Raw genomic sequence first — 20310 nt, 5'->3', positions numbered from 1 at the left:
CCGAAACCGTCTTTCCGTTAGGTCCCAGGAGGGACCCAAAACTATTCGGTATTAGCACCGGTTTCCCGGAGTTATCCCGATCTGCAGGGCAGGTTGCCCACGTGTTACTCACCCGTCCGCCGCTAAAGTTGAAGAGCAAGCTCTTCAACTTCCGCTCGACTTGCATGTATTAGGCACGCCGCCAGCGTTCGTCCTGAGCCAGGATCAAACTCTCCATTATAGAGAACCGATTGCTCAAATTCTGCTGGCGTCTCGCCGTTCCGAAGAACGCGCGAGTCGCTTGATCTGGCGTTTGCCTGATCAGTAAGTTGTGCTCGGATCGCTTTGCGACGATCCTCGCATAAATTCGTTTTCGCGCCAAGGCGCTCAAACAATTTATGTTGACGTTTTGCTGTTCAGTTTTCAAGGTTCATGGTTTTAAAATTATGGAGCGGGTGAAGGGAATCGAACCCTCATCATCAGCTTGGAAGGCTGAGGTTTTACCACTAAACTACACCCGCATATAAAAGTTATAAGAAAGAAAAATGATGGCGCGCCCGAGAGGACTCGAACCTCTAACCGCTTGATTCGTAGTCAAGTACTCTATCCAATTGAGCTACGGGCGCATTGCGTATGGTGCGGCCGAGAAGAGTCGAACTTCCACGGGATTTCTCCCACTAGGCCCTCAACCTAGCGCGTCTGCCATTCCGCCACGACCGCATAAAATTATTTTAGGGACAAATTCTATTATAGGACTTAGAGAATCACTTGTCAACATCTTTTTTCGATTTTTTCCGTTTCAATAATTGTTGCGCTGTTATCAATTAGATCGGCATTTTAAAAATGGCTGGGGTACCTGGATTCGAACCAGGGCATGACGGGATCAAAACCCGTTGCCTTACCGCTTGGCTATACCCCAATAAAATGGCGGTCCCGACCGGGATCGAACCGGCGATCTCCTGCGTGACAGGCAGGCATGTTAACCGCTACACCACGGGACCTTTTTGGTTGCGGGGGCAGGATTTGAACCTGCGACCTCCGGGTTATGAGCCCGACGAGCTACCGAACTGCTCTACCCCGCGACAATAATAGTAGTAATACTTTGTTTCTCTTACGCTTCTTTTGTAGCGGACACCTGCATCGCCTTCGGCTGCTTCGGTGTAACTTCGCCGTTTTCATACGGCTCGTTGCTTTACCCCGCGACAATAATATTACTTTATAAGATATATAAGGAACTTCTCTAAAGTATGTATTTCAAAATAGCAATTTAACTCAATTGCTTTTTAAAGTGATTGGTGACCCCTACGGGATTCGAACCCGTGTTACCGCCGTGAAAGGGCGGTGTCTTAACCGCTTGACCAAGGGGCCTTAATGGCTCCGAAGGTAGGACTCGAACCTACGACCATCGCATTAACAGTGCGGTGCTCTACCACTGAGCTACTTCGGAATAGTGTTTCAAGCACTGCTTAAGTACTTGTCGACTTTTTCTATTATAAAGAGGTCCTGAAGAATCGTCAATACCTTTTTTTATTTCTTTTTTATTATTTTAGAGAAAGCTTTCCAGCGCATCTTCCGCAGCGATATCTTTCCACATTCATCCGGATCTTCCGGACATAGTTTGCATTGCATGCGATGCATTCGTAAACGTAGCGTTTCGCCGGCTTTGCCGTTGTCACTCTCGGTTCAATTGACGAGCAGAACCGCGGAGCTCCGCTTTCTTTCAGCAGCATTCTGAAATCGGCATCCCGGTGTTTATAGCCTCTTCCTTCTATATGTAAATGATAATGGCACAGTTCATGCTTGATGATTCCTTCCAATTCGCTGAAACCGAATTTCTCATATGATTTCGGATTGATTTCGATATTATGCGATTTCAATAAGTATCTTCCGCCTGTTGTTCTTAAACGGGCATTGAAAATCCCTTTGTGGCGAAATGGCTTATGGAATACGGAATGAGAGATTTCTTTTATCAGTTCTGTCAGTTCGTTGTTGGTCATCGTTATTCACCTATTTCTTTTTTAAATAAAACAGCCGCTTCTATTTTAACAAGAAGCGGCTGTCTGTGCATGGGCATTTCTTAACCCTATTCGATTTGTTCTTTCGGCGGCAGCATCGTCAATGCAATGCGCCCCTTGTCTTTTTCGACTTTTTCCACCCATGCGGTAACGATATCGCCAACCGCCACGACTTCCAGCGGATGTTTCACAAAGCCTTTTTTCAATTTCGAAATATGAACAAGCCCGTCCTGTTTTACGCCAATATCGACAAACGCGCCGAAGTCCACGACATTGCGGACAGTTCCTTGCACTTCCATCCCTGGCAGCAAATCTTCCATCTTCAAAATATCGCTTTTCAGCAAAGGCTGCGGGAATTCGTCGCGCGGATCCCGGTTCGGTTTTTTCAGTGCATCCAGAATATCCTGCAGCGTCACTTCCCCGACGCCCCATTTTTCGCTGAGTTCGTCCAGCGGCAGCTGCCCTAATTTCTCTGCCACTTCCGGCTTGCCGACGTCTTTCTTATCCGCTCCGACCAAATTCAACAGTTTTTCTGCAATATCATAGCTTTCCGGATGGATTCCGGTTGCGTCCAGCGGATTTTTCCCTTCCGGAATCCGCAGGAACCCGATTGCCTGTTCATAGGTTTTTGCACCAAGACGCGGAATTTTCTTGAGTTGTGCACGCGTTGTAAAGCGGCCGTTCTCATCACGCATTTTGATGACGTTCTCTGCTACGGTTTTGCTTAAGCCCGCCACGTACTGCAGCAAGGATGCTGAAGCGGAGTTTACATTTACGCCTACCTGGTTTACCGCCGTCTCAACGACAAACGTCAGCTGTTCCGCCAGCTTCTTCTGTGATACGTCGTGCTGATACTGCCCGACCCCTACCGCTTTCGGATCAATTTTCACCAGTTCCGACAACGGATCCTGCAGACGGCGCGCAATCGAAGCGGCACTCCGCTCTTCCACTTGAAGGTCCGGAAACTCAGCACGTGCGATGTCTGATGCCGAATACACACTCGCACCCGCTTCGTTGACAATGACATAGGAAATGCCTTTAGCGGTTTCCGAGATAAAATCAGCGACAAACTGCTCGGTTTCTCTGGAAGCTGTCCCGTTTCCAATCGCCATGATTTCAATCGGGTATTTTGAAACGAGCTGCTTCATTATTTTTTTCGCGCCAGTCTGATCGTTTTTAGGCGCATGCGGATAAATTACAGCCACTTCCAACAGTTTTCCGGTTTCATCAATCACGGCCAATTTGCAGCCTGTCCGGTAAGCCGGGTCTACCCCGAGCACCATTTTGTTTTTCATCGGCGGCTGAAGCAGCAGATTGCGCAAGTTTTCCGAGAAGATATGGATGGCTTGCGTCTCCCCTTTTTCGCTCAACTCGGTTCTGATTTCACGTTCTACGGACGGCTGAATCAACCGTTTGTAGCTGTCCTCGATTGCAGCAGCCACAATTTCTCCCGCAGCCGAAGAAGTTTTGACCCATTTGTTTTTCATGAGCGTAAGAATTCGGTCTACCGGCGGATTGATGGAGACTTTCAAGACATCTTCTTTCTCTCCGCGGTTAATGGCTAAAATCCGGTGGGGAACGATTTTTTGAATCGCTTCCTCGTATTCGTAATACATTTCGAACACTTGTTTTTCATCTTCGTGGTTCTTTTTGGCAGCAGTGGCAATCGTTCCGTTTTTGCGGGTCATGTACCGGACCTTTTCCCGGATGTCCGGATCGTCTGCAAATAGTTCCGCCAAAATGTCCTGCGCACCCTGGATGGCTTCTTCTGCCGATTCGATTCCAGCTTCTTTATTGATAAATTCTTTTGCTTTAGCCGTTGGGTTTTCTTTGTGGAATTCCAGGAGCCAATCAGCAAGCGGCTGCAGCCCTTTTTCTTTGGCAATCGTCGCTTTCGTGCGGCGTTTTTGTTTGTAAGGCCGGTAGAGATCTTCTACGCGCTGCAATACCGTAGCGCCTAAAATTTCCTTTTCAAGCTCCGGCGTCAGTTTTTCTTGTTCGGTGATGGAGCGGATGACTTCTATTTTTCGCTGTTCCAGGTTTTGGATATATGTATAACGGTCATCGATGGCTTTGATCTGCACTTCATCGAGCGAGCCGGTCGCTTCTTTCCGGTAACGCGCGATAAACGGGACGGTATTGCCGTCTTCAATCAACGCAATAACTTGCCCTACCTGATTCGGACGCACACCGGTTTCTTTGGCGATCAACGCATGAATTTGCTGCATTTCCATAAAGACACTTCCCTTCATTTCCTTATTATTTTAACACAGAAAAAAGAAGCCAACTTGTTTGAGCCGGCTTCCTTCCGCTTCTTTTCTTACTCAATTTAGCGTGCGCTGCGAGTAAATTAAATTGCAGCCAGATTAAATTTCCGGAGTGGCTTTCACCAAAGCTTGTTCTTTAGCAGCAGATTTCGTTCTCAGAGTTTCGACCAAACCGAAGGAAACCAGGAACGCGACAAAGTAGGAAATCGGAACGACGAGCATCACCGCCGGCAGGCTGTATGCGTCTGCCAACACTCCCGAAAACCCGATAGAGAAGGCGCCGACCAATTCACCCACGCCCATGATCAAGGCATTGGCGGAAGCCATGACCAAAGGCGAAACACTTTCAACCGGGATGATGCTTTGATAAATCGTATTCATCGCCAAAATGATCCCGCCAAACAGTACCAAAATTACCAGGCTCGCAGCTGAGTTCGGGAAAACGAACAACACGAGCGGCGTAACCATCGCCAATGCCAAGTACCCCGGCATCGCTGGCTTTCTCCCGATTTTGTCAGAAGAATAAGGGATGAAGATTTGCCATACAATCGTCAGCAGCCCGAACAGCGAGAAGACAATCCCCATTTGCGTAATCGACAGCTGGCTGATTTGCGTCAAATAAAGCGGCAGGAACGAATTGAATGTCCACATGGCGCCCATGCAGAACACGCTGATGAGTGTACAGATTAAGATGTTCCGGTTTTTTAAGCCATTTAAAATGCTGCTGATTGTAATGGTGTTTGCTTCGGCTGTTGCCGCAGGCTCAACGTCTGTTTCTTTAATGACTTTTAGCATCAGCATGGCCGCAATAAAACTAGGCAGGCTGACAAACAAGAAAGCATAGCGCCAGTCAAACAATTCGCCTAACTGCGTAACAATAACCGGCCCAAGCGCAACACCGATTACAGCAGCCCCGGCATACACTAGCCCCATATTCCGCCCAAGAGTGGTCGGACGTGAAACGGCTGCCAGCATTGAAATGGATAAGGGCAGGATAATCCCTTCACTGGCACCAAGCAAAGTCCGCACAATCAGCAAGTAGTTGAAAGACCCCGCAAACATGGTAATCAGCGCAAGAATCGATGTGACGAGCGTAGCCCAAAACAGGATTTTCTTTTTATGGCCCAAACGGTCTGAAAGTATGGCGAAAACCGGTGCGGAAATCGCAAAACCGATTGTTTGCCACATATTGATTTGGCCGATTTTTGTATTATTGAGCGCAATATCTTCAATAATCATCGGCATTAGCATCGATATAGCCTGTCGATCCAAATACAAAAATCCCCAAGCTACAAAAAAGAGCATAACCAATTTGGTTTCGTACGTAATCCCTTTTTTCAATAAAGCCATTCTCATCACTCCTCCTCGTTGATTCGATTCATCTTACACCTGAACCGGCATTGCCCTAATTACAGCAATCGGTCCACTAATCCAAGCCGCTGTACTTTCACATTCCTCCTTCCGGATAAAATTTATCTGCGTTTCCCCAAGGCTTTTGCAGCAACAAGGTCTCTGGACCGTGTATTTTTCATATCCACAATCCGAAGCTCTTTGATATATAGAAGTGTATGAGAAAGCGCTTTCAATACATAGAATTAAAACCTTTTGATTTTATCAGAATTTTAAGTAAAATTAATTGGTTTTGGTTTTGGTTTCGGTTTTGGTTTAAAAAAGAAGGCAAAAAAAAGAAGCCCACTCATTTGAGTAGGCTTCCTGCTATAAATGTTGCGTCATCACCAGTTTGAATCGAACGCAGGATATCGTAATACAAGCGTTCAGGAATTCCTGCTTGGCGCATCATTGCTTTCGGATTTCGTAATTCCACTCCATCAGAATGTATGAGGAACAGATCGTCTTCTACATACGTGTAAAGTTGCGTCCGCAATTTCTGCGGGCGTCCTGATAAGTAGCCCATGACAGGCAAAGGATAAATCATTTCATCGGTCCCTTTCCGGTATAAATAAAACCGGATATTTCCGACACAGCTGTATTCAAGTGTCTTTTTCTTAAAGTCCACTTTGAAGATTGCAACAGCTGCCCCGCGTTTTTGGACCATCAGATCATTGAACCGTTTCATCAGCTCATCAATGGTTTCATGATGAAACTTTTCTAATATTTGAGGAATAACCTGTGAGGACTCTCGTGCCACAGGGCCATTCCCGAGACCATCGGCTACGGAGCAAATGAAATAATCGTCTGTCAGAACAGTATGGTAGCTGTCCCCAGATTCATAATTCCCTTTTTTTGCTTCGTTGAAAATATAGGCATCAACAAAACTATGCTGGATTTTCTCCACTATGAGACTCCGCCGGCAGCCAAGATGGCTTCTTGTAGTTTTTTAATCGCTTTGCGCTGCAGACGGGAAACATGCATTTGGGAAATCCCCAGCTTGTCTCCGGTTTCTTTTTGGCTCAGCTGCTCTATGTAGGTATACTGGATGATTTGCTTTTCCCGTTCAGAAAGCACATTCATCGCATTCGCTACAAGCATGCGCTGATCCGCTTTTTCGTAACCATCGTCTTCTTGTCCGACAACGTCAAATAAGGTTACTGTACTGCCATCTGAATCGGCTTCCAAAGAATGGTCCATTGAAAGAGCCTGATAGCTCTTGCCCATTTCCATTGCTTCCAGTACATCATCTTCATCAACATCCAAATACTCGGCGATTTCCCATACTTGCGGCGAACGCTGAAGTTCACGCGTCAGCACTTCAACCGTCGACTTGATGCGAGGTCCTAATTCCTTAATACGGCGCGGCACATGGATCGCCCACGTTTTGTCCCGCAGGAATCGTTTAATTTCACCGATGATTGTCGGAACTGCAAAGGCTTCAAAACTTCTGCCAAAAGAAGGATCGTAGCGCCGGATGGCACCAAGAAGCCCAAGCATGCCTACTTGTGCAATATCTTCGTGGTAAGATTTACCATTGGAATATTTGCGTGCAATCGATTCAACAAGCCGTTTGTAATTCATGACAAGCATTGTTTGGGCTTCTTCATCTTCGTTTTTCTGGTAAGCCTCAATCCATTCAAGCACTTGCTCTTTGGTTGGCTGATTAGGATGAGATCGTTTCGACATCCTCTTCCACCTGCTCTCCTCCAACATACTTTGTCATGAAGACTGTAACGCCTTCCTGATGATGGACTTTCACTTCATCCATTAAGGTTTCGATTAAGTACAGGCCAAGACCTCCTTCACGAAGGAAAGCGCCTTCTTCCTGATCGTGGTAAGGACCAACTTTCGCTTTCGTCTCTTCAAAGTCAAAGCTTTGCCCATGATCGGCAACCATTATCTCAATTTTGTCTCCATAAAGGGCACAACCAATAACAACTTCGCCTTCTTCGCCTTCTGTATAAGCGTGCTGAACCGCATTTGTCACCGCTTCACTTGAAGCAATTTTCAAATCTTCAATGTCGTCAAATGTAAATCCAATACGGCTTGCCAACCCTGAAATGGTCAAACGGGCAACCCCTACATATTGTGATTTAGCAGGAACCCTCATTTCAACATAATCGAAAGGACGCATATCAATTACCACCTTTTCCAACTGATTCGATATCCATGATATCGCCCAAACCAGTTATGTCGAATAGCCGTTTTAAACGGGATGAGAGGCCAGTCAGCTTCACATGTCCGCCTTTAGCATTCACTGATTTATAGAATGCTACAAATACGCCTAATCCAGTACTATCCATATAATTAACGTCGGAAAGATCCAACTCTGCATTTATGCCATCTTGGGTTTGGTAAGCTTCTAATTTTTCGCGAAGAACCGGCGCAGTATGCGCATCAATTTCCCCGTGTATATAGCCTTTTAATTTATTGTCTGTTTCTTCTAGTTCCACTTGAATATTCATCTATTTGACACCCCGTTTTTCTTTAATTCGCTTGAACTTAAAAAAGCCATCGTAAGTTTAAATACCACTTGTAAGCGGTCCTTAAACCTAGGATTAGACTTTTTTATAAATAACTAGTGTAAAGTCATCCCGAAGCTCTGCATTCTGCATGCGTTCGAGCTCATCATAAACGTGCTGGACAATGATTTGAGCCGGTTCATCTTTTTTCTGCTGAATCAGCTCAAAAATAACTTCACGCTCGATAAACCCTTCATCGGTGCGCCCTTCTGTCACGCCATCCGTCATCATAATGACCAGATCGTTTTCTTCCAGCTGGACGGTATGTTCTTCATACGCTGCAGCCGGAGAAACACCGAGAAGAAGCCCTTTCGCATACAATTCATCGAATTCGCCCGTTTTTGAGCGGTACAAAATAGCCGGTTCATGCCCCGCAGATCCATAAGTCAATGCCGCAGTGCTTGCATCGTAGCGGCCATAGAACATGGAAACAAACATGGAATCATCAATGCTTTTCTCAACTACCCGGTTGATGACACCCAATACTTCACTTGGGCTGGCCGGCGAATTGTTCAAACTGTCCATGCCGAACTTGACCATGGACATGCAAAGAGCTGCCGGCAGCCCTTTGCCGATTACATCGGCAACGGCGATTCCGGCATGGCCTTCTTCGTCACTGATAAAATATATGTAATCTCCGTTCATTTTGCGGGCCGGGATTGACAAGAGGCCAATATCCAAACCTTTTAAGGCCGGCAATTTTGTCTTCAGCAATGTCTCCTGGACATTCGCCGCCAAATCCATTTCCACCCGTATTTCTTCCTGGCGCTGCAGTAAGCTTTGGCGTTCCTGTAGAGCCAATCCGTAATTGATCATCATTTCAATCAGAAAATCGAAGGAATGCCAGACAACATCCGGCAGCTCCTTGTAAATTTCCTGCATCGCCGCTTTATGGACACTGATCACTTCTTCCGGAGAAATGTTTTCAGAAATAAGCTGGCGGCTGAAGTTTTGACCCACATACAGATTTTGTTCAGATTGTCTTTGCATATACTGATTCAAAATTTCTTTATATTGATTTTCGATTTTGTGGACCATAGTGTGCTCCCCCTATCGAAGCCATTTTGTAGCTCTAATGTCTGTCCCTTCACCCGGGATTGTCTCAATTTTAAATTCATCCATTAACCGTTTGACACCAGGCAAACCTGCCCCCAAACCGCCTGAAGTTGAAAACCCGTCTTCCATCACTTTTCGCACATCTGGAATTCCAGGTCCCTGGTCTGCTGCAATGATCAAAATCCCTTTAACGCCATTTTCCGTTAATTGCTGAATTTCAATCCGCCCTTGACCGGCATAAAGGTATATATTTCGGGCAAGCTCGCTGATAGCCGTCGTAATGCGAGCCTGATCTACTGTGCCAAAGCCCAGCTCTTTCGCCACATTGCGCCCGAGCTGCCTTGCGGCGACAATATCCCATTCCGTCAATATTTCCACCGAAGACTGGTTGCTCATATTTAAGCCTCCAATTCCAGTTGAAGTTTATCCAAGCCATTTTCTAGATCCAGTGCTGTCATTACATCTTCAAGTCGAATTCCTAATTCGATTAAAGTGATAGCCACTGCTGGTTGGATACCGGTAATAACCACTCGCGCTCCCATTAGGCTTGACATGCTGATGACGTCTCCCAGGACTTTTGCGATAAATGAATCGATAAAATCGATTGATGTTAAGTCAATGACAACTCCGCGTGCACTCGTTTCGTGCAGCTTCGTCAGTAAATCCTCTTGAAATTGGATGGCCGTTTGATCGTCCAGTTCCCATTGGATGGATACGATAAGCGTATCCCGCAGCTTTAAAATTGGAATTCGAAAGTTCATTCTTCTTCAACCTCCACGATTTGGCGATTTGTCCATGCCAGTGCCTGCTCTACTCCACGCTGCAGCGTGCTTGTAGTTGTAAATTCGTTCAAATTGATGCCAAGCGTTACAATCGTTTGCGCAATTTCCGGACGGATGCCCACGAGCATGCATTTCGCACCGACTAAACGCACGGCATCTGCCGCTTGGATAATGTGGTGTGCGACCATCGTATCGACGACCGGAACGCCCGTAATATCCAGAAGCACTACTTCCGCCCGGTGTTTTACCACGCCTTCAAGCAAGTTCTCCATAATAAGTTTCGCGCGCTCTGTGTCAATCGTTCCGACAAGCGGCATAACCGATACTTTGTCAAAGACAGGAATAAGCGACGCAGAAAGTTCCTGGAGCGCAATCTTTTGCAGACTCACTGTCCGTTCCCAAGTTTTTGAATATGTATCAATTGTGCTGTCCCGGATCGGGATGATCCAATTATTGAATTCTTTATAAAAATCACGGAAATTGTCTTTTGTGATGAGTCCTTTTTCTTCCATGCCTTCAAATACCACTTCTGAAAAATGATTGATCGCTTTTGTCACGAATGTGATCGACCAGCCCAGACGCACTACTTTTTCTGCGAAATCGTTTAACCGATTTTCATAGGCTTGATGGCTTTCCAATAAATTCGAGACCATCAAATCAGCAAATTCCTTGCTCGTCTGATTCATTAAATCGGTCGGCATCACTTGGAAAGAACGTTCATCTTTCTCATTTTTCATCAATTCCTGCCACTTCGAAATAATCTCCGTGGAATTTTCCTGGATGTATCCAGCCATTTTCTTATTCATCGGTTTCTAGAACCCTCCCTGAATCACTATATAACACTTGCTTCCTATTGGTTTTTATATACTCTATCTTTTATTGTATCGGAAAACTATTTTTTTCACATCTATTTTGTCAGCTATCTCCCGAGTTTCTCGTTCACCCAATAAAAAAACACCCGAAGAATGGATACTTCGGATGTTTTCAGGAGTATGTATGCTTAGAACTTAACAAGGCCGACACTGATTTCAAGTGCTTCGTCCACTTTTTCCATCAACTCATCGTCAAGCTGGGTAATTTTGTCAGTCAAACGTGATTTATCAATTGTCCGCAACTGCTCAAGCAAGATGACCGAATCACGTTCAAAACCATACTTTTTCGCATTGATTTCAACGTGAGTCGGCAATTTCGCTTTTTGGATCTGCGCAGTAATTGCTGCAATGATAACGGTTGGACTGAACCGATTTCCTATATCATTTTGTATCACCAATACAGGGCGGGTCCCGCCTTGCTCAGACCCGACAACTGGTGAAAGTTCTGCAAAAAAAACGTCACCACGTTTTACAATCAAATTGTCACCCTCCGCTTACAAGTCGCACGGTCGTGTGCTCCGCTTCGTACTCGGCATGAGAACATTCACAAGCGATTGATAAATTGATTTGTGACATCTCCACGTAGCCCTTGATCATTGCTTCTCGAATATGATGTGAATCGTATACATTTTTTATTACCCGCTGCGTAGACACATAAACATAGTCTCCGCGCTCTTGAATGAGTTCATCTGAATGAGTAGTCAACTCTGATAACAGTTGTTTTGGCAGTTTTACTACCACTTTCTTTGTCTTTGACCTCTCGTACACAGCCGACACCTCCAAAAATACCGTTCTTTCTCTGGCTCACCCTTTCATCTTAACATCGAAGTGCTGTCGTGAAAAGGTTCTTTTGGCAATCGGAGCTTTTAATGGTACATTCGAGGGATTCTTTTTGTCAATATGCATGGGATTTCATAGGGGATGGTCCCAAGTTTCTCAGCCCACTCGTCAATTCGGACCAACCCTTCTCCCTGTTTGCCGATGAGCTGCACTTTTTCACCAACTGGAACTTGTTCATTTAAACGGATCATGCATTGATCCATGCAGATGCGGCCGACAATCGGCATCCGCTCTCCGCGAACCAAGACATCCTGCCCTTGAAGCCCGCGCAGCATGCCATCCGCATAGCCGATCGGGAGCGTTGCAATCCATTCGTCTTTTTCGCTGCGGTAAGTCGCTCCATAGCTCAAGGTTTCCCCGGCCTTCACTTTTTTCACGTGGACCACTTCTGTTTCAAGGCTGAGGGCCGGAAGCAATTTGAATGGCATTCTGTCTTCTATATAAGGCGACGGTGCAATGCCGTACATCGAAATGCCGACGCGAACGGCCCCATAAGCCAGTTCGGGATGCATGATGGCCGCTGCACTATTGGATACATGGACCAGGACTTGGGGGTCATCCAAGTGATCGATGACACTCTTCATTTCACGAACTTGGCGTTGAAATAATTCTCCCGACTCCTCGTCTGCTGTAGCAAAATGAGTAAAAATGCCGGTGAATTCAAATGGATGCTGGCGGATAAACTCAATGGCTTTTGGCGCCTCTTCTGTCAGAACCCCTACCCGCCGCATGCCGGTATCGACTTTCAGATGGATTTTCAAAGGGGGAAGATCAGCTTCCACAGAAGCTGCTGCCATTTGGAGCCATTCTAGTGAAATAGCGGCTACCGCAATTTCTTCTTTTTGCGCTACTGGCAGGAATGATGCCGGTGTCGCGCCAAGCACCAGAATTTCTGTTTGGAAACCCTGGTTCCGGAGGTATAACGCTTCATCCGGAGTGGCCACTGCAAGAAAATCCACGCCGCATTCCACCGCACGCCGGGCAACTTCAACGGCTCCATGTCCATAAGCATCCGCTTTTACCACGGCGATCAATTCAGCCCCTTGGCTGCGTTCTTTGAAAGCGGCCAAGTTTTTTTCGATCGCACCCAAATCTATGACCGCTTTTGTCGGTCTGTAGTTTTCTGTCATGTCATATCCCCACTTACTTTTTAAGATTGTAAAACAACTTGCGCAGCAGCGTACTCTTTTGTATGAGTAATGGAAACAAAGCCAATTTCCTGCTGGCGGAAATAAATGCTCGGCTTGCCCTTTTCATCTTTTTGGATTTCAATATCGGCAAATGAACACAACTCCCCGATTCCGGTGCCGTTGGCTTTGGCAAAAGCTTCTTTCGCGGCAAAACGGCCAGCAAGAAACTCTACTTTCCGCCTGTCGGATAACCCAGCGTATTCGGAAAGTTCCCGTTCCGTCAAGATGCGTTCACGGAATTTGGAAGACCTGTCGTCAAGCCGCCGGATCCGGTGCAATTCCACAATATCCAAACCGATTCCAGTAATCATAATTGTTTCTCCTTTCAATCGCAAACACTAAGAAGGTATAATAATTGGTAATGAAATCGAGGTGACAAAATGTTTATTCGCACAGAAAGTTTCAAACAGTATCTGCGTTTGTATCCAGTTGTGTCAACTTTGATTGCACTTAATCTGTTGGTGCACGTTCTCACATGGGTGCCTATTCTAGGCAGCCGAATCTTTTATTACGGCGTTGGCTCTAATGCGATGATTGCCAACGGAGAATGGTGGAGGCTTTTCACGCCGATGTTCCTGCACGGCGGCATCATGCATTTGCTATTCAATATGTTCTCATTGTTCCTATTCGGCCCCGAGCTGGAAAGGCTGACCGGAAAAGTCCGGTTTATCACCATTTATGCAGTAGCCGGATTCGTCGGAACTCTTGCCACTTATTTGCTGCAGCCACTGGACTACCTGCATGTGGGCGCGAGTGGAGCAATCTTCGGCATTTTCGGAGCATTTGGAGCCCTTCTGTATTACGGGCGCAGGGCGCTGCCTCAGCTTAGACAAATTATACTCCCAATTATCGTCATCAGTATAATCATGACTTTCCTGACGCCAAACGTCAACGCCACTGCGCATATCGCCGGACTCATTGCCGGTTTCCTGATCGGGTTAAGCTATTTCCATCCGAAACGGATTGTCAGCTGGAAAAAGAAAAGATAAGTAAAGAAAAGCGGAAACACCTGTTTAGGCCCGACAAACGCTGAAGTCTAAACAACGATACACCTAATTCACCCCTTGTCTACAAGCTAAAAAGTCAGCCGGAATATAACTCCGGCTGACTTTTTTCTGCATTGGCGGCTCTTTGATCAGATGGTTCATACCAAGCCAGAATACGGCTGGCATCGTCTTTTTCCATATGCTCGATCCGTGCCGTCGCCCCCATCATCCCCGATTTAATCGTCGATTGAATGGATGCCAAACCTTTCCGGCGCTGAAAATAGCTTTGGGTCACATCGATTGCCTGCACCCTTCTCTTCATCATAAAGAAAGTGTGCTTGCTGATCCCCCGGAACTGCATCGTCAATTGCCGATTGGCTAAAGCATAGCCAGCTGTTCTGTGCTGCCAGATGCCCAATAGGACAATAACCGGAACAATCAGCAATGCGAACAGGCCGTACGGATAAAAATAGTAGCCAATTGCCGCAACAGTTGGCACCATCCAAAGAAAGTCCAGGCGATAGTAAAAGTGAACGCTGCGTTTTGGCGCTTTTGCCATGGACGGTTGCCAGTCCATGTCCGGAAATAATTCCTGCAGGACCGGCAGCATCGTTGATTTTTTCACCAGCGGGAACAAGCGGATTTTTTCATCTTTATCCCCGATGGATCCGCCGGCGCTTTCCACAGTCACCGTGGCATAACCGAATAATTCGCGTAAAGGGTTTTGTGAAATCTTAATGCCCTGCACCCGTTTGAACGGAACCGATACTTTCTTTTTCTCCAGCAATCCTCTGGTCAGGTAGATATGGTCTTCATCCGTTTGGATGGTGAATTGATAGTTCGCAAAAATGGCCAATACGACAGAAATCACCCACGCAATCAACAAGGCGAAAAAAATAGTCAGGGCCACAATCAAATAACCAAAACGGAGAAACAGCATGACTTCCTCATAAATTGCATCATAAGGAATCAATTCGGAAAACTGGGACAGAAAAACAGCGGCGGCTGACAGCACCACTCCGATTCCGCCGGAGGTTGTCGCAAGCACCAAAAGCTCTTTCATCGTCATCCGGTACAGCGTCTTAGCAGGTTTCTTTTCTTCCACAACCTGCTCTTCCACCGCAGCCCTATCCAATTCGACCGCCATTTCCCGCTGGACGCCGCGTTTCGCTTCTTCCATTTTCTGCTCAATCCGGTCTGCATCTTCCCGGGAGATAGCGGTCAATTCCGCTTCGGCTTGCCCGACTTTTCCGGATCCGGCTGTTTCCACTTTCACTTTCACCAATCCAAGCGGCCGGTGAAAAATTCCTTCCGTATAATTGAGGCTTTGAATACGGTCAAAAGGAATATAACGCTTTTTCTTGACGAACAATCCGTATTCAATCCGCAGTTCGCCGTCTTCGAACCAGTACACAAACCGTTTCCATTTAATGATTCCGGCAATCAGCACAAATATCAAAACAACTGATCCAATGATCACCGGAATCAGCCCTTGCCAGCCTTGATTGAACATCGCACTGAGGCCGCCGTCACGGAAAAGATTAACGCCGAATACGACCAGAAACGGAACGATCAGTTCTTTTAGCCCTTTGACAAAGTTGATCAGCGCCGAGATAGGATGCAATTTATAATAGGTTTCAGACATCATCTTCCGCCACCCTTGCCAGCACAGAAATTCTCGCTCTCAGCTCATCCGCTTCCTCAGTAATTAAAGCTGGAATGGTATGCGTAGTCGCGGCCGTCGAGATTGAAATTTCGGCCAGGTCGTATTTTCTCAAAATCGGACCTTGCTCGGTATCGACATGTTGAACTCTTACCATCGGCACCAATGTCCGCTTCACAATAAATAAGCCGTGCTGCAATTCAATTTCCTGTTCGCGCACTTCGTAGCGCCAGCGCTCCCAGCGGATTTTTGGAAATAAATAAATGAATAAAATACCATATGCCACGACGATTAACCCATAAACGGCATAAAGCCACTGTGGCCAGTCGAAAAAGTACGTGAGCACTCCTGCTCCGATGACAAGGACTGCAATGATAGACGTTTGAATCATTCCATACAATCGCCAAACTGTTAACCCTTTTCTGGAAATCTGATTTTTCGGTTGATGCTCCATGCACTTCTCTCCATTCGCGTGTCTTGCTTTAGTATACGATTTTAAACGTGATGGGTTTCACTCTCATTGTACCTGAGAACCGCTACGCAAAAAAGGCGGATACGAAAACAGTTTCCTGTTTCGTATCCGCCTTTTATATGGTAGTGCCTAGATAGGTGCTTCCGCTTTTCTTATTGTCTAGCTGCAGCGCCTAGCCCCTCGAGGTCTTAAGCCTGTCGGGGCTGAACAGGCGCTTCCGCTTTTCTTACCCTTCGTGACGGCGAGTGCGTCCTGGACGGCCTGCACCGCTGCCGCCTTCGCGACGACGTCCAGCGCCTGAACCTGAACGGCTTGAAGATGGACGGCCTGATCCAGTAGAACGGCTGCCTTTATAACCGCCGCCTCCACTGCTGCGTCCGCCTTTGCCTTTATAGCCGCCGCCTCCGCGGGATGGCAATGGGCGTTCTTCAGAGATAGAAACCGGTACATCTTCCGGCTCTTTCGTCAATGTTTTAAGAGCTGCTGCAATCAAGTCAACTGCATCGAACTTCTCAAGCATTTCTGCCGCAAATGTACGGTAGTCGCCCAAGTTGTTTTTCTCAGTCATTTCTTGCAATTGTTCCATCGCAACGCGTTTTTGGCCTAATACAGCCTCGTCAGCAGTTGGTGGGATTAAAGCTTCCATTTTTTTCTTAGTTGTGCGTTCAACGATGCTCAAGTAGCCCATTTCACGTGGTGTTACGAACGTGACTGCGACTCCTTTTTTACCTGCACGGCCAGTACGGCCGATACGGTGAACATAGCTTTCAGGATCTTGTGGAATATCAAAGTTGTATACATGTGATACACCTGAGATATCAAGTCCGCGAGCTGCTACGTCAGTTGCAACCAAAATGTCTACTTTGCCTGCTTTGAATTGCTTCAATACAGACATACGTTTTGCTTGGCTAAGGTCACCGTGAATTCCTTCAGCTACATAGCCGCGGATATTCAAAGCTTTTGCCAATTCGTCCACCCGGCGTTTTGTGCGACCAAAAATGATTGCAAGTTCCGGTTGTTGAACGTTGATTAGGCGTGAAAGAATGTCGAATTTTTCGCGTTCTACCGATTTAACGTAGAACTGCTCGATGTTTTCAACAGTCATTTCTTTTGACTTGATTTTAACGATTTCTGGAGTCTTCATGAATTTCTCTGCAATGCGGCGGATTGCATCCGGCATAGTTGCTGAGAACAACAAAGTCTGGCGCTCTTCTGGAACGCTTGACATAATTGTTTGAATGTCTTCGATGAAGCCCATGTTCAACATTTCGTCCGCTTCGTCAAGGATCAATGTGTTTACATTGTCCAATTTAAGCGTACGGCGGTTGATATGATCCAAAAGACGTCCAGGTGTACCAACGATAATTTGTGGGCGGTTTTTAAGTGCACGGATTTGACGGCTAATTTCTTGGCCACCGTATACTGAAAGGATGCGCACGTTTTTATCTTGGCCCAGTCTGTAAAGTTCTTCAGAAACTTGGATAGCCAATTCGCGTGTCGGTGCGATAACTAAACCTTGGACGTTGCCATCTTTAGTGTCGATTTTTTCAATCAACGGAATACCGAAAGCAGTTGTTTTACCAGTACCAGTCTGTGCTTGCCCGATAATGTCCTTGCCTTCCATGCCAAGACGGATCGTACCTTCCTGGATTGGTGTTGCTTCTTCAAACCCCATGCGTCGTACGGACTTTAAAGTTGTTTCGCTAATATTTAACTCTGAAAATTTTACCAAATTTTTTCAATCTCCTTTTGTCTTCATCTTATTTACAAATGGTGTACATTTTAGATGAAATCGTGACAAAGTCGAGCCTTTATGAGGAAGTTTCACGTCGAAAATCATACTCTGTAGTTTTAAGTCAGAGGGGATGTGTGAACAGAAAAAGCTCGGGCGTTGCCGAGCGGTCTGATCGGCGGGTTTTTTCATGCCCAATAAGTAGAACAAACCGTTTTGCTCAAAAAAATACTCTTCACAGGGAAGAGTGTCTCAAAAATGTATCCATTGCTTTCATTAGAATAGCACGATTTCCAAGTACTTGCAATCAATACGCAAAGGTTCTAATAATCAGTTTACTCTTCGCCCTTCTTCATGAATCCAAGGACTTGCATAAACCAATCTTCGCAATCGTCGCTGTAACAGATTAAATGCTTGCCGGAATCGGAATGGATGATGTGCTTTTCTTCAGAACCGATGTTGTCATAAATATGCTCAGCAGCAGAAACCGGGACGATGCCGTCTTTTCTTCCTTGTACAATGATAGCCGGCACTTTGATTTGCTGATAATGCGGTTCCACCATTTTGACCACTTTTAAAAATTCCGCTGTTGATCCCGGAGGCGTATGCGTCAATTTGTATTTGTACTGCTGAAAAAACTCATTGTTTTTTAATTGCCTTTTCACGGCATCTGCCATCGTCTCTCTCATCTCTGCTAGAAGCTGTGCCGCACTGATATACTTGGCAGCTGCACTCAGCAGTACCAGCCGGTCCACTTTATAACGCAGGGCCAGATACATAGCGATCAAGCCGCCCATTGAAAAGCCGACAATAATGACCCGGTCCGTTTCTCTCTTCAATTCCCGCAGCGCAATCTCCGCAGCCATCATCCAATGTTCGGCTTTTGTCCCCCGCAAGTTCAACTCTCTGCCGTGCCCCGGAAGCGTCGGCACTTTCACAATCCAATCCGTATGCTTTTCAATAAACTCGGCAAACGGCTCCACTTCATAAGGACCGCCGGTATACCCGTGAATGCACAAAACCCCTGTCTTCAAGCGGCTCTCCTACTTTCCTTTAAGATCATGCCTCTGACTTTCGAAGCTTTGTCTTCTATATTAAATCCGGCTTCTTGAATCTGGCAAAATTGATTTTCCGGATAATTTAAAACAGCGGGGGCAAAATCCCCCGCTGTTTGTTAACTTTCGATAAAAGGTTCAACAACCCGTTCAAGTGCCATACCGCGGGATCCTTTAACAAGGATCAGTGAATCCGCTGTAATGCGCTCTTCCAAAAATTGAACGATTGGCGCATAATCACTTTCGCTCCAGATCAATTGCCCTTGGTAAGTGTCTTTCATTTTCTCATAAAGCCATTTCATGCGCGGCCCGTACAGGCAAACACCGTGGATGTCTTCCGAAATAGAGGCTTGAATGGCTTCATGGTATTCCTGTTCGTTGTCGCCAAGTTCCAGCATATCGCCAAGCACAAGCCATTTGTCTTCTTTCATGGTTGTTTCCCGCACAAAATTCAGCGCCGCTTTCATTGAAGAAGGTGCCGCGTTGTAAGCATCGTTAATAAATGTTGCGCCGTTTTTGGCCGGAATGATCTGCATGCGCATATCGGTCAAGGCTGCATTCTTCAACGATTTGCGGATGTCTTCTTCCGACAAACCGGCTTCCAACGCAATCAAAATGGCGGATAATGTATTCTTCACCTGGTGTTCGCCGAGAACCGGAATGGAGAACGGTGCATCAATAATTCCGCTGACCTGGAAGCTGCTGCCGTTTTCAGTCGCTTTAATATCCGTAACAGCCAGTTCATTATTGTTGTCAAAGCCGAACGATACAGCTTGCGGGAAGTCTTCGACGAAAGGCTGAAGCAATGGCTCATCGCCGTCGTAGAATAATTTCCCGTGGCTTTCCAAACCGGCTATGATTTCAAATTTCGCTTTGGCAATGCCTTCGCGGGAACCGAGGTCCTGCATATGGGCTTCGCCGATATTGGTGATGACCGCATAATCCGGACGGGCAAGCAGTGACAAAAATTCGATTTCCCCAAAACCGCTCATGCCCATTTCCAAAACTGCGAACTTCGTGTCTTCATCCAATGACAAAATCGTCAAAGGCAAGCCAATTTCGTTATTGTAATTTCCTTGTGTCTTTTGCACTTTGAAATAAGGCTTCAACACACTTGCCACTAAATCTTTTGTCGATGTCTTGCCGTTCGACCCGGTAATGCCAATCACGACAGTCGACAGTTCATCGCGGTACGCTCTCGCCATTTCCTGAAGCGCCGTTTTCGGATCTTCAACAATCAGCAGCGGCACATCTTTCGGCGGGTTCGGCTCATCCTGCTGCCAAAGTGCGGCAGCGGCCCCTGCTTCAAACGCCTGTTGGACATATTTATGCCCATTGGTATTTTCTCCGCGGAACGGAATGAACAAATCGCCAGGCTGAAGCGTTCGGGTGTTGATTGACACGCCTGTGATTTCAATTCCTTTAAAACTTGTTTTTATATCAAGCCATTTGGCCAGTTCTTCAATCTTCTTTTTCATCGGGTATCT

At 46.3% G+C, this 20310-nt stretch carries 21 protein-coding genes, 8 tRNA genes and 1 rRNA gene; 1 reads left to right on the top strand and 29 read right to left on the bottom strand.

Annotation, left to right across the window (positions count from 1 at the left end; translation table 11 throughout):
* The 24 genes from HU147_RS07600 to acpS all read right to left on the bottom strand — a co-directional run.
* Positions 1-220 (bottom strand): 16S ribosomal RNA (locus tag HU147_RS07600); the annotation flags it as partial.
* Positions 221-426: 206 nt separating this feature from the next.
* Positions 427-500, bottom strand: a tRNA-Gly gene (locus HU147_RS07595).
* Positions 501-528: 28 nt separating this feature from the next.
* Positions 529-605: transfer RNA gene (locus HU147_RS07590), tRNA-Arg, on the bottom strand.
* 8 nt (positions 606-613) lie between these two features.
* A tRNA-Leu gene (locus tag HU147_RS07585) sits at positions 614-699 on the bottom strand.
* A 124-nt stretch (positions 700-823) separates the two neighbouring features.
* Positions 824-898: transfer RNA gene (locus HU147_RS07580), tRNA-Gln, on the bottom strand.
* A 6-nt stretch (positions 899-904) separates the two neighbouring features.
* A tRNA-Asp gene (locus HU147_RS07575) sits at positions 905-980 on the bottom strand.
* 4 nt (positions 981-984) lie between these two features.
* Positions 985-1061: transfer RNA gene (locus HU147_RS07570), tRNA-Met, on the bottom strand.
* 211 nt (positions 1062-1272) lie between these two features.
* Positions 1273-1347 (bottom strand) — tRNA-Glu (locus HU147_RS07565).
* Between the two features lie 4 nt (positions 1348-1351).
* A tRNA-Asn gene (locus tag HU147_RS07560) sits at positions 1352-1426 on the bottom strand.
* Between the two features lie 94 nt (positions 1427-1520).
* Positions 1521-1976: a SprT family protein gene (locus HU147_RS07555; RefSeq protein ID WP_224075662.1), complete on the bottom strand. Its 456-nt coding sequence runs from the start codon at positions 1974-1976 to the stop codon at positions 1521-1523.
* A gap of 86 nt (positions 1977-2062) precedes the next feature.
* Positions 2063-4228 carry a Tex family protein gene (locus HU147_RS07550; RefSeq protein WP_317985500.1) on the bottom strand — a complete coding sequence of 722 codons (2166 nt, stop codon included), beginning with the start codon at positions 4226-4228 and terminating at the stop codon, positions 2063-2065.
* 132 nt (positions 4229-4360) lie between these two features.
* A complete protein-coding gene (locus tag HU147_RS07545) occupies positions 4361-5611 on the bottom strand; it encodes an MFS transporter (RefSeq protein WP_224075661.1) in 1251 nt (416 codons plus the stop codon).
* A gap of 346 nt (positions 5612-5957) precedes the next feature.
* Entirely contained in the window at positions 5958-6557 is a 600-nt protein-coding gene (locus HU147_RS07540) for a PP2C family serine/threonine-protein phosphatase (RefSeq protein WP_224075660.1), read from the bottom strand.
* Positions 6557-7339, bottom strand: coding sequence for an RNA polymerase sigma factor SigB (gene sigB, locus HU147_RS07535; RefSeq protein WP_036807353.1), 783 nt, complete (start codon positions 7337-7339; stop codon positions 6557-6559). The genes HU147_RS07540 and sigB overlap by 1 nt, the downstream gene beginning before the upstream one ends.
* Entirely contained in the window at positions 7317-7787 is a 471-nt protein-coding gene (rsbW, locus tag HU147_RS07530) for an anti-sigma B factor RsbW (RefSeq protein ID WP_036807356.1), read from the bottom strand. The genes sigB and rsbW overlap by 23 nt, the downstream gene beginning before the upstream one ends.
* 1 nt (position 7788) lies before the next feature.
* The gene (locus HU147_RS07525; RefSeq protein ID WP_224075659.1) at positions 7789-8118 is read right to left on the bottom strand and encodes an anti-sigma factor antagonist; all 330 of its coding nucleotides are present in this window, start codon (positions 8116-8118) and stop codon (positions 7789-7791) included.
* A 93-nt stretch (positions 8119-8211) separates the two neighbouring features.
* Positions 8212-9213, bottom strand: a complete 1002-nt coding sequence (locus tag HU147_RS07520) for a PP2C family protein-serine/threonine phosphatase (RefSeq protein ID WP_224075658.1) — start codon at positions 9211-9213, stop codon at positions 8212-8214.
* 12 nt (positions 9214-9225) lie between these two features.
* On the bottom strand, positions 9226-9627 hold the full coding sequence (locus HU147_RS07515; protein ID WP_224075657.1) for an anti-sigma regulatory factor: 402 nt from the start codon (positions 9625-9627) through the stop codon (positions 9226-9228).
* Positions 9628-9629: 2 nt separating this feature from the next.
* Positions 9630-9992 carry an STAS domain-containing protein gene (locus HU147_RS07510; RefSeq protein WP_036807366.1) on the bottom strand — a complete coding sequence of 121 codons (363 nt, stop codon included), beginning with the start codon at positions 9990-9992 and terminating at the stop codon, positions 9630-9632.
* Positions 9989-10819 carry an RsbT co-antagonist protein RsbRA gene (locus HU147_RS07505; RefSeq protein ID WP_224075656.1) on the bottom strand — a complete coding sequence of 277 codons (831 nt, stop codon included), beginning with the start codon at positions 10817-10819 and terminating at the stop codon, positions 9989-9991. The genes HU147_RS07510 and HU147_RS07505 overlap by 4 nt, the downstream gene beginning before the upstream one ends.
* A 194-nt stretch (positions 10820-11013) precedes the next feature.
* A complete protein-coding gene (locus HU147_RS07500) occupies positions 11014-11364 on the bottom strand; it encodes a type II toxin-antitoxin system PemK/MazF family toxin (RefSeq protein WP_036807373.1) in 351 nt (116 codons plus the stop codon).
* 4 nt (positions 11365-11368) lie between these two features.
* The gene (locus HU147_RS07495) at positions 11369-11653 is read right to left on the bottom strand and encodes a transcriptional regulator (RefSeq protein ID WP_036807376.1); all 285 of its coding nucleotides are present in this window, start codon (positions 11651-11653) and stop codon (positions 11369-11371) included.
* 98 nt (positions 11654-11751) lie between these two features.
* Positions 11752-12855, bottom strand: coding sequence for an alanine racemase (alr, locus tag HU147_RS07490; RefSeq protein WP_224075655.1), 1104 nt, complete (start codon positions 12853-12855; stop codon positions 11752-11754).
* A gap of 20 nt (positions 12856-12875) precedes the next feature.
* Entirely contained in the window at positions 12876-13226 is a 351-nt protein-coding gene (gene acpS, locus HU147_RS07485) for a holo-ACP synthase (protein ID WP_224075654.1), read from the bottom strand.
* A gap of 69 nt (positions 13227-13295) precedes the next feature.
* On the opposite strand from acpS, the gene HU147_RS07480 reads away from it, so the two are divergent.
* On the top strand, positions 13296-13904 hold the full coding sequence (locus HU147_RS07480) for a rhomboid family intramembrane serine protease (RefSeq protein ID WP_224075653.1): 609 nt from the start codon (positions 13296-13298) through the stop codon (positions 13902-13904).
* A 94-nt stretch (positions 13905-13998) separates the two neighbouring features.
* On the opposite strand, the gene HU147_RS07475 is transcribed toward HU147_RS07480, so the two are convergent.
* The 5 genes from HU147_RS07475 to HU147_RS07455 form a co-directional block, all read right to left on the bottom strand.
* Positions 13999-15546 (bottom strand): PH domain-containing protein, encoded by a 1548-nt coding sequence (locus HU147_RS07475; RefSeq protein WP_224075652.1) that lies wholly within the window; start codon positions 15544-15546, stop codon positions 13999-14001.
* A complete protein-coding gene (locus HU147_RS07470) occupies positions 15539-16018 on the bottom strand; it encodes a PH domain-containing protein (protein ID WP_224075651.1) in 480 nt (159 codons plus the stop codon). The genes HU147_RS07475 and HU147_RS07470 overlap by 8 nt, the downstream gene beginning before the upstream one ends.
* 244 nt (positions 16019-16262) lie before the next feature.
* Positions 16263-17768 (bottom strand): DEAD/DEAH box helicase, encoded by a 1506-nt coding sequence (locus HU147_RS07465; RefSeq protein WP_224075650.1) that lies wholly within the window; start codon positions 17766-17768, stop codon positions 16263-16265.
* Positions 17769-18103: 335 nt separating this feature from the next.
* Complete coding sequence (locus tag HU147_RS07460) at positions 18104-18802, bottom strand: alpha/beta hydrolase (RefSeq protein WP_224075649.1); 699 nt, start codon at positions 18800-18802, stop codon at positions 18104-18106.
* Positions 18803-18942: 140 nt separating this feature from the next.
* The gene (locus HU147_RS07455; protein ID WP_224075648.1) at positions 18943-20301 is read right to left on the bottom strand and encodes a UDP-N-acetylmuramoyl-tripeptide--D-alanyl-D-alanine ligase; all 1359 of its coding nucleotides are present in this window, start codon (positions 20299-20301) and stop codon (positions 18943-18945) included.
* Positions 20302-20310: the final 9 nt, after the last annotated feature.

The organism is Planococcus chinensis (genome assembly GCF_020071995.1).
GTDB classification, from domain to species: Bacteria; Bacillota; Bacilli; order Bacillales_A; family Planococcaceae; genus Planococcus; species Planococcus chinensis_A.
This window is presented reverse-complemented; position numbering and strand designations above follow the sequence as displayed.

Bases quoted from the DNA above. Each gene is read 5' to 3' on its own strand.
- HU147_RS07480 (WP_224075653.1), top strand. From the start codon at position 13,296: ATGTTTATTCGCACAGAAAGTTTCAAACAGTATCTGCGTTTGTATCCA.
- HU147_RS07525 (WP_224075659.1), bottom strand. From the start codon at position 8,118: ATGAATATTCAAGTGGAACTAGAAGAAACAGACAATAAATTAAAAGGC.
- sigB (WP_036807353.1), bottom strand. From the start codon at position 7,339: ATGTCGAAACGATCTCATCCTAATCAGCCAACCAAAGAGCAAGTGCTT.
- HU147_RS07555 (WP_224075662.1), bottom strand. From the start codon at position 1,976: ATGACCAACAACGAACTGACAGAACTGATAAAAGAAATCTCTCATTCC.
- HU147_RS07515 (WP_224075657.1), bottom strand. From the start codon at position 9,627: ATGAGCAACCAGTCTTCGGTGGAAATATTGACGGAATGGGATATTGTC.
- HU147_RS07470 (WP_224075651.1), bottom strand. From the start codon at position 16,018: ATGGAGCATCAACCGAAAAATCAGATTTCCAGAAAAGGGTTAACAGTT.
- HU147_RS07520 (WP_224075658.1), bottom strand. From the start codon at position 9,213: ATGGTCCACAAAATCGAAAATCAATATAAAGAAATTTTGAATCAGTAT.
- HU147_RS07510 (WP_036807366.1), bottom strand. From the start codon at position 9,992: ATGAACTTTCGAATTCCAATTTTAAAGCTGCGGGATACGCTTATCGTA.
- acpS (WP_224075654.1), bottom strand. From the start codon at position 13,226: ATGATTACTGGAATCGGTTTGGATATTGTGGAATTGCACCGGATCCGG.
- HU147_RS07545 (WP_224075661.1), bottom strand. From the start codon at position 5,611: ATGGCTTTATTGAAAAAAGGGATTACGTACGAAACCAAATTGGTTATG.
- rsbW (WP_036807356.1), bottom strand. From the start codon at position 7,787: ATGCGTCCTTTCGATTATGTTGAAATGAGGGTTCCTGCTAAATCACAA.
- HU147_RS07475 (WP_224075652.1), bottom strand. From the start codon at position 15,546: ATGTCTGAAACCTATTATAAATTGCATCCTATCTCGGCGCTGATCAAC.
- HU147_RS07455 (WP_224075648.1), bottom strand. From the start codon at position 20,301: ATGAAAAAGAAGATTGAAGAACTGGCCAAATGGCTTGATATAAAAACA.
- HU147_RS07505 (WP_224075656.1), bottom strand. From the start codon at position 10,819: ATGAATAAGAAAATGGCTGGATACATCCAGGAAAATTCCACGGAGATT.
- alr (WP_224075655.1), bottom strand. From the start codon at position 12,855: ATGACAGAAAACTACAGACCGACAAAAGCGGTCATAGATTTGGGTGCG.
- HU147_RS07550 (WP_317985500.1), bottom strand. From the start codon at position 4,228: ATGGAAATGCAGCAAATTCATGCGTTGATCGCCAAAGAAACCGGTGTG.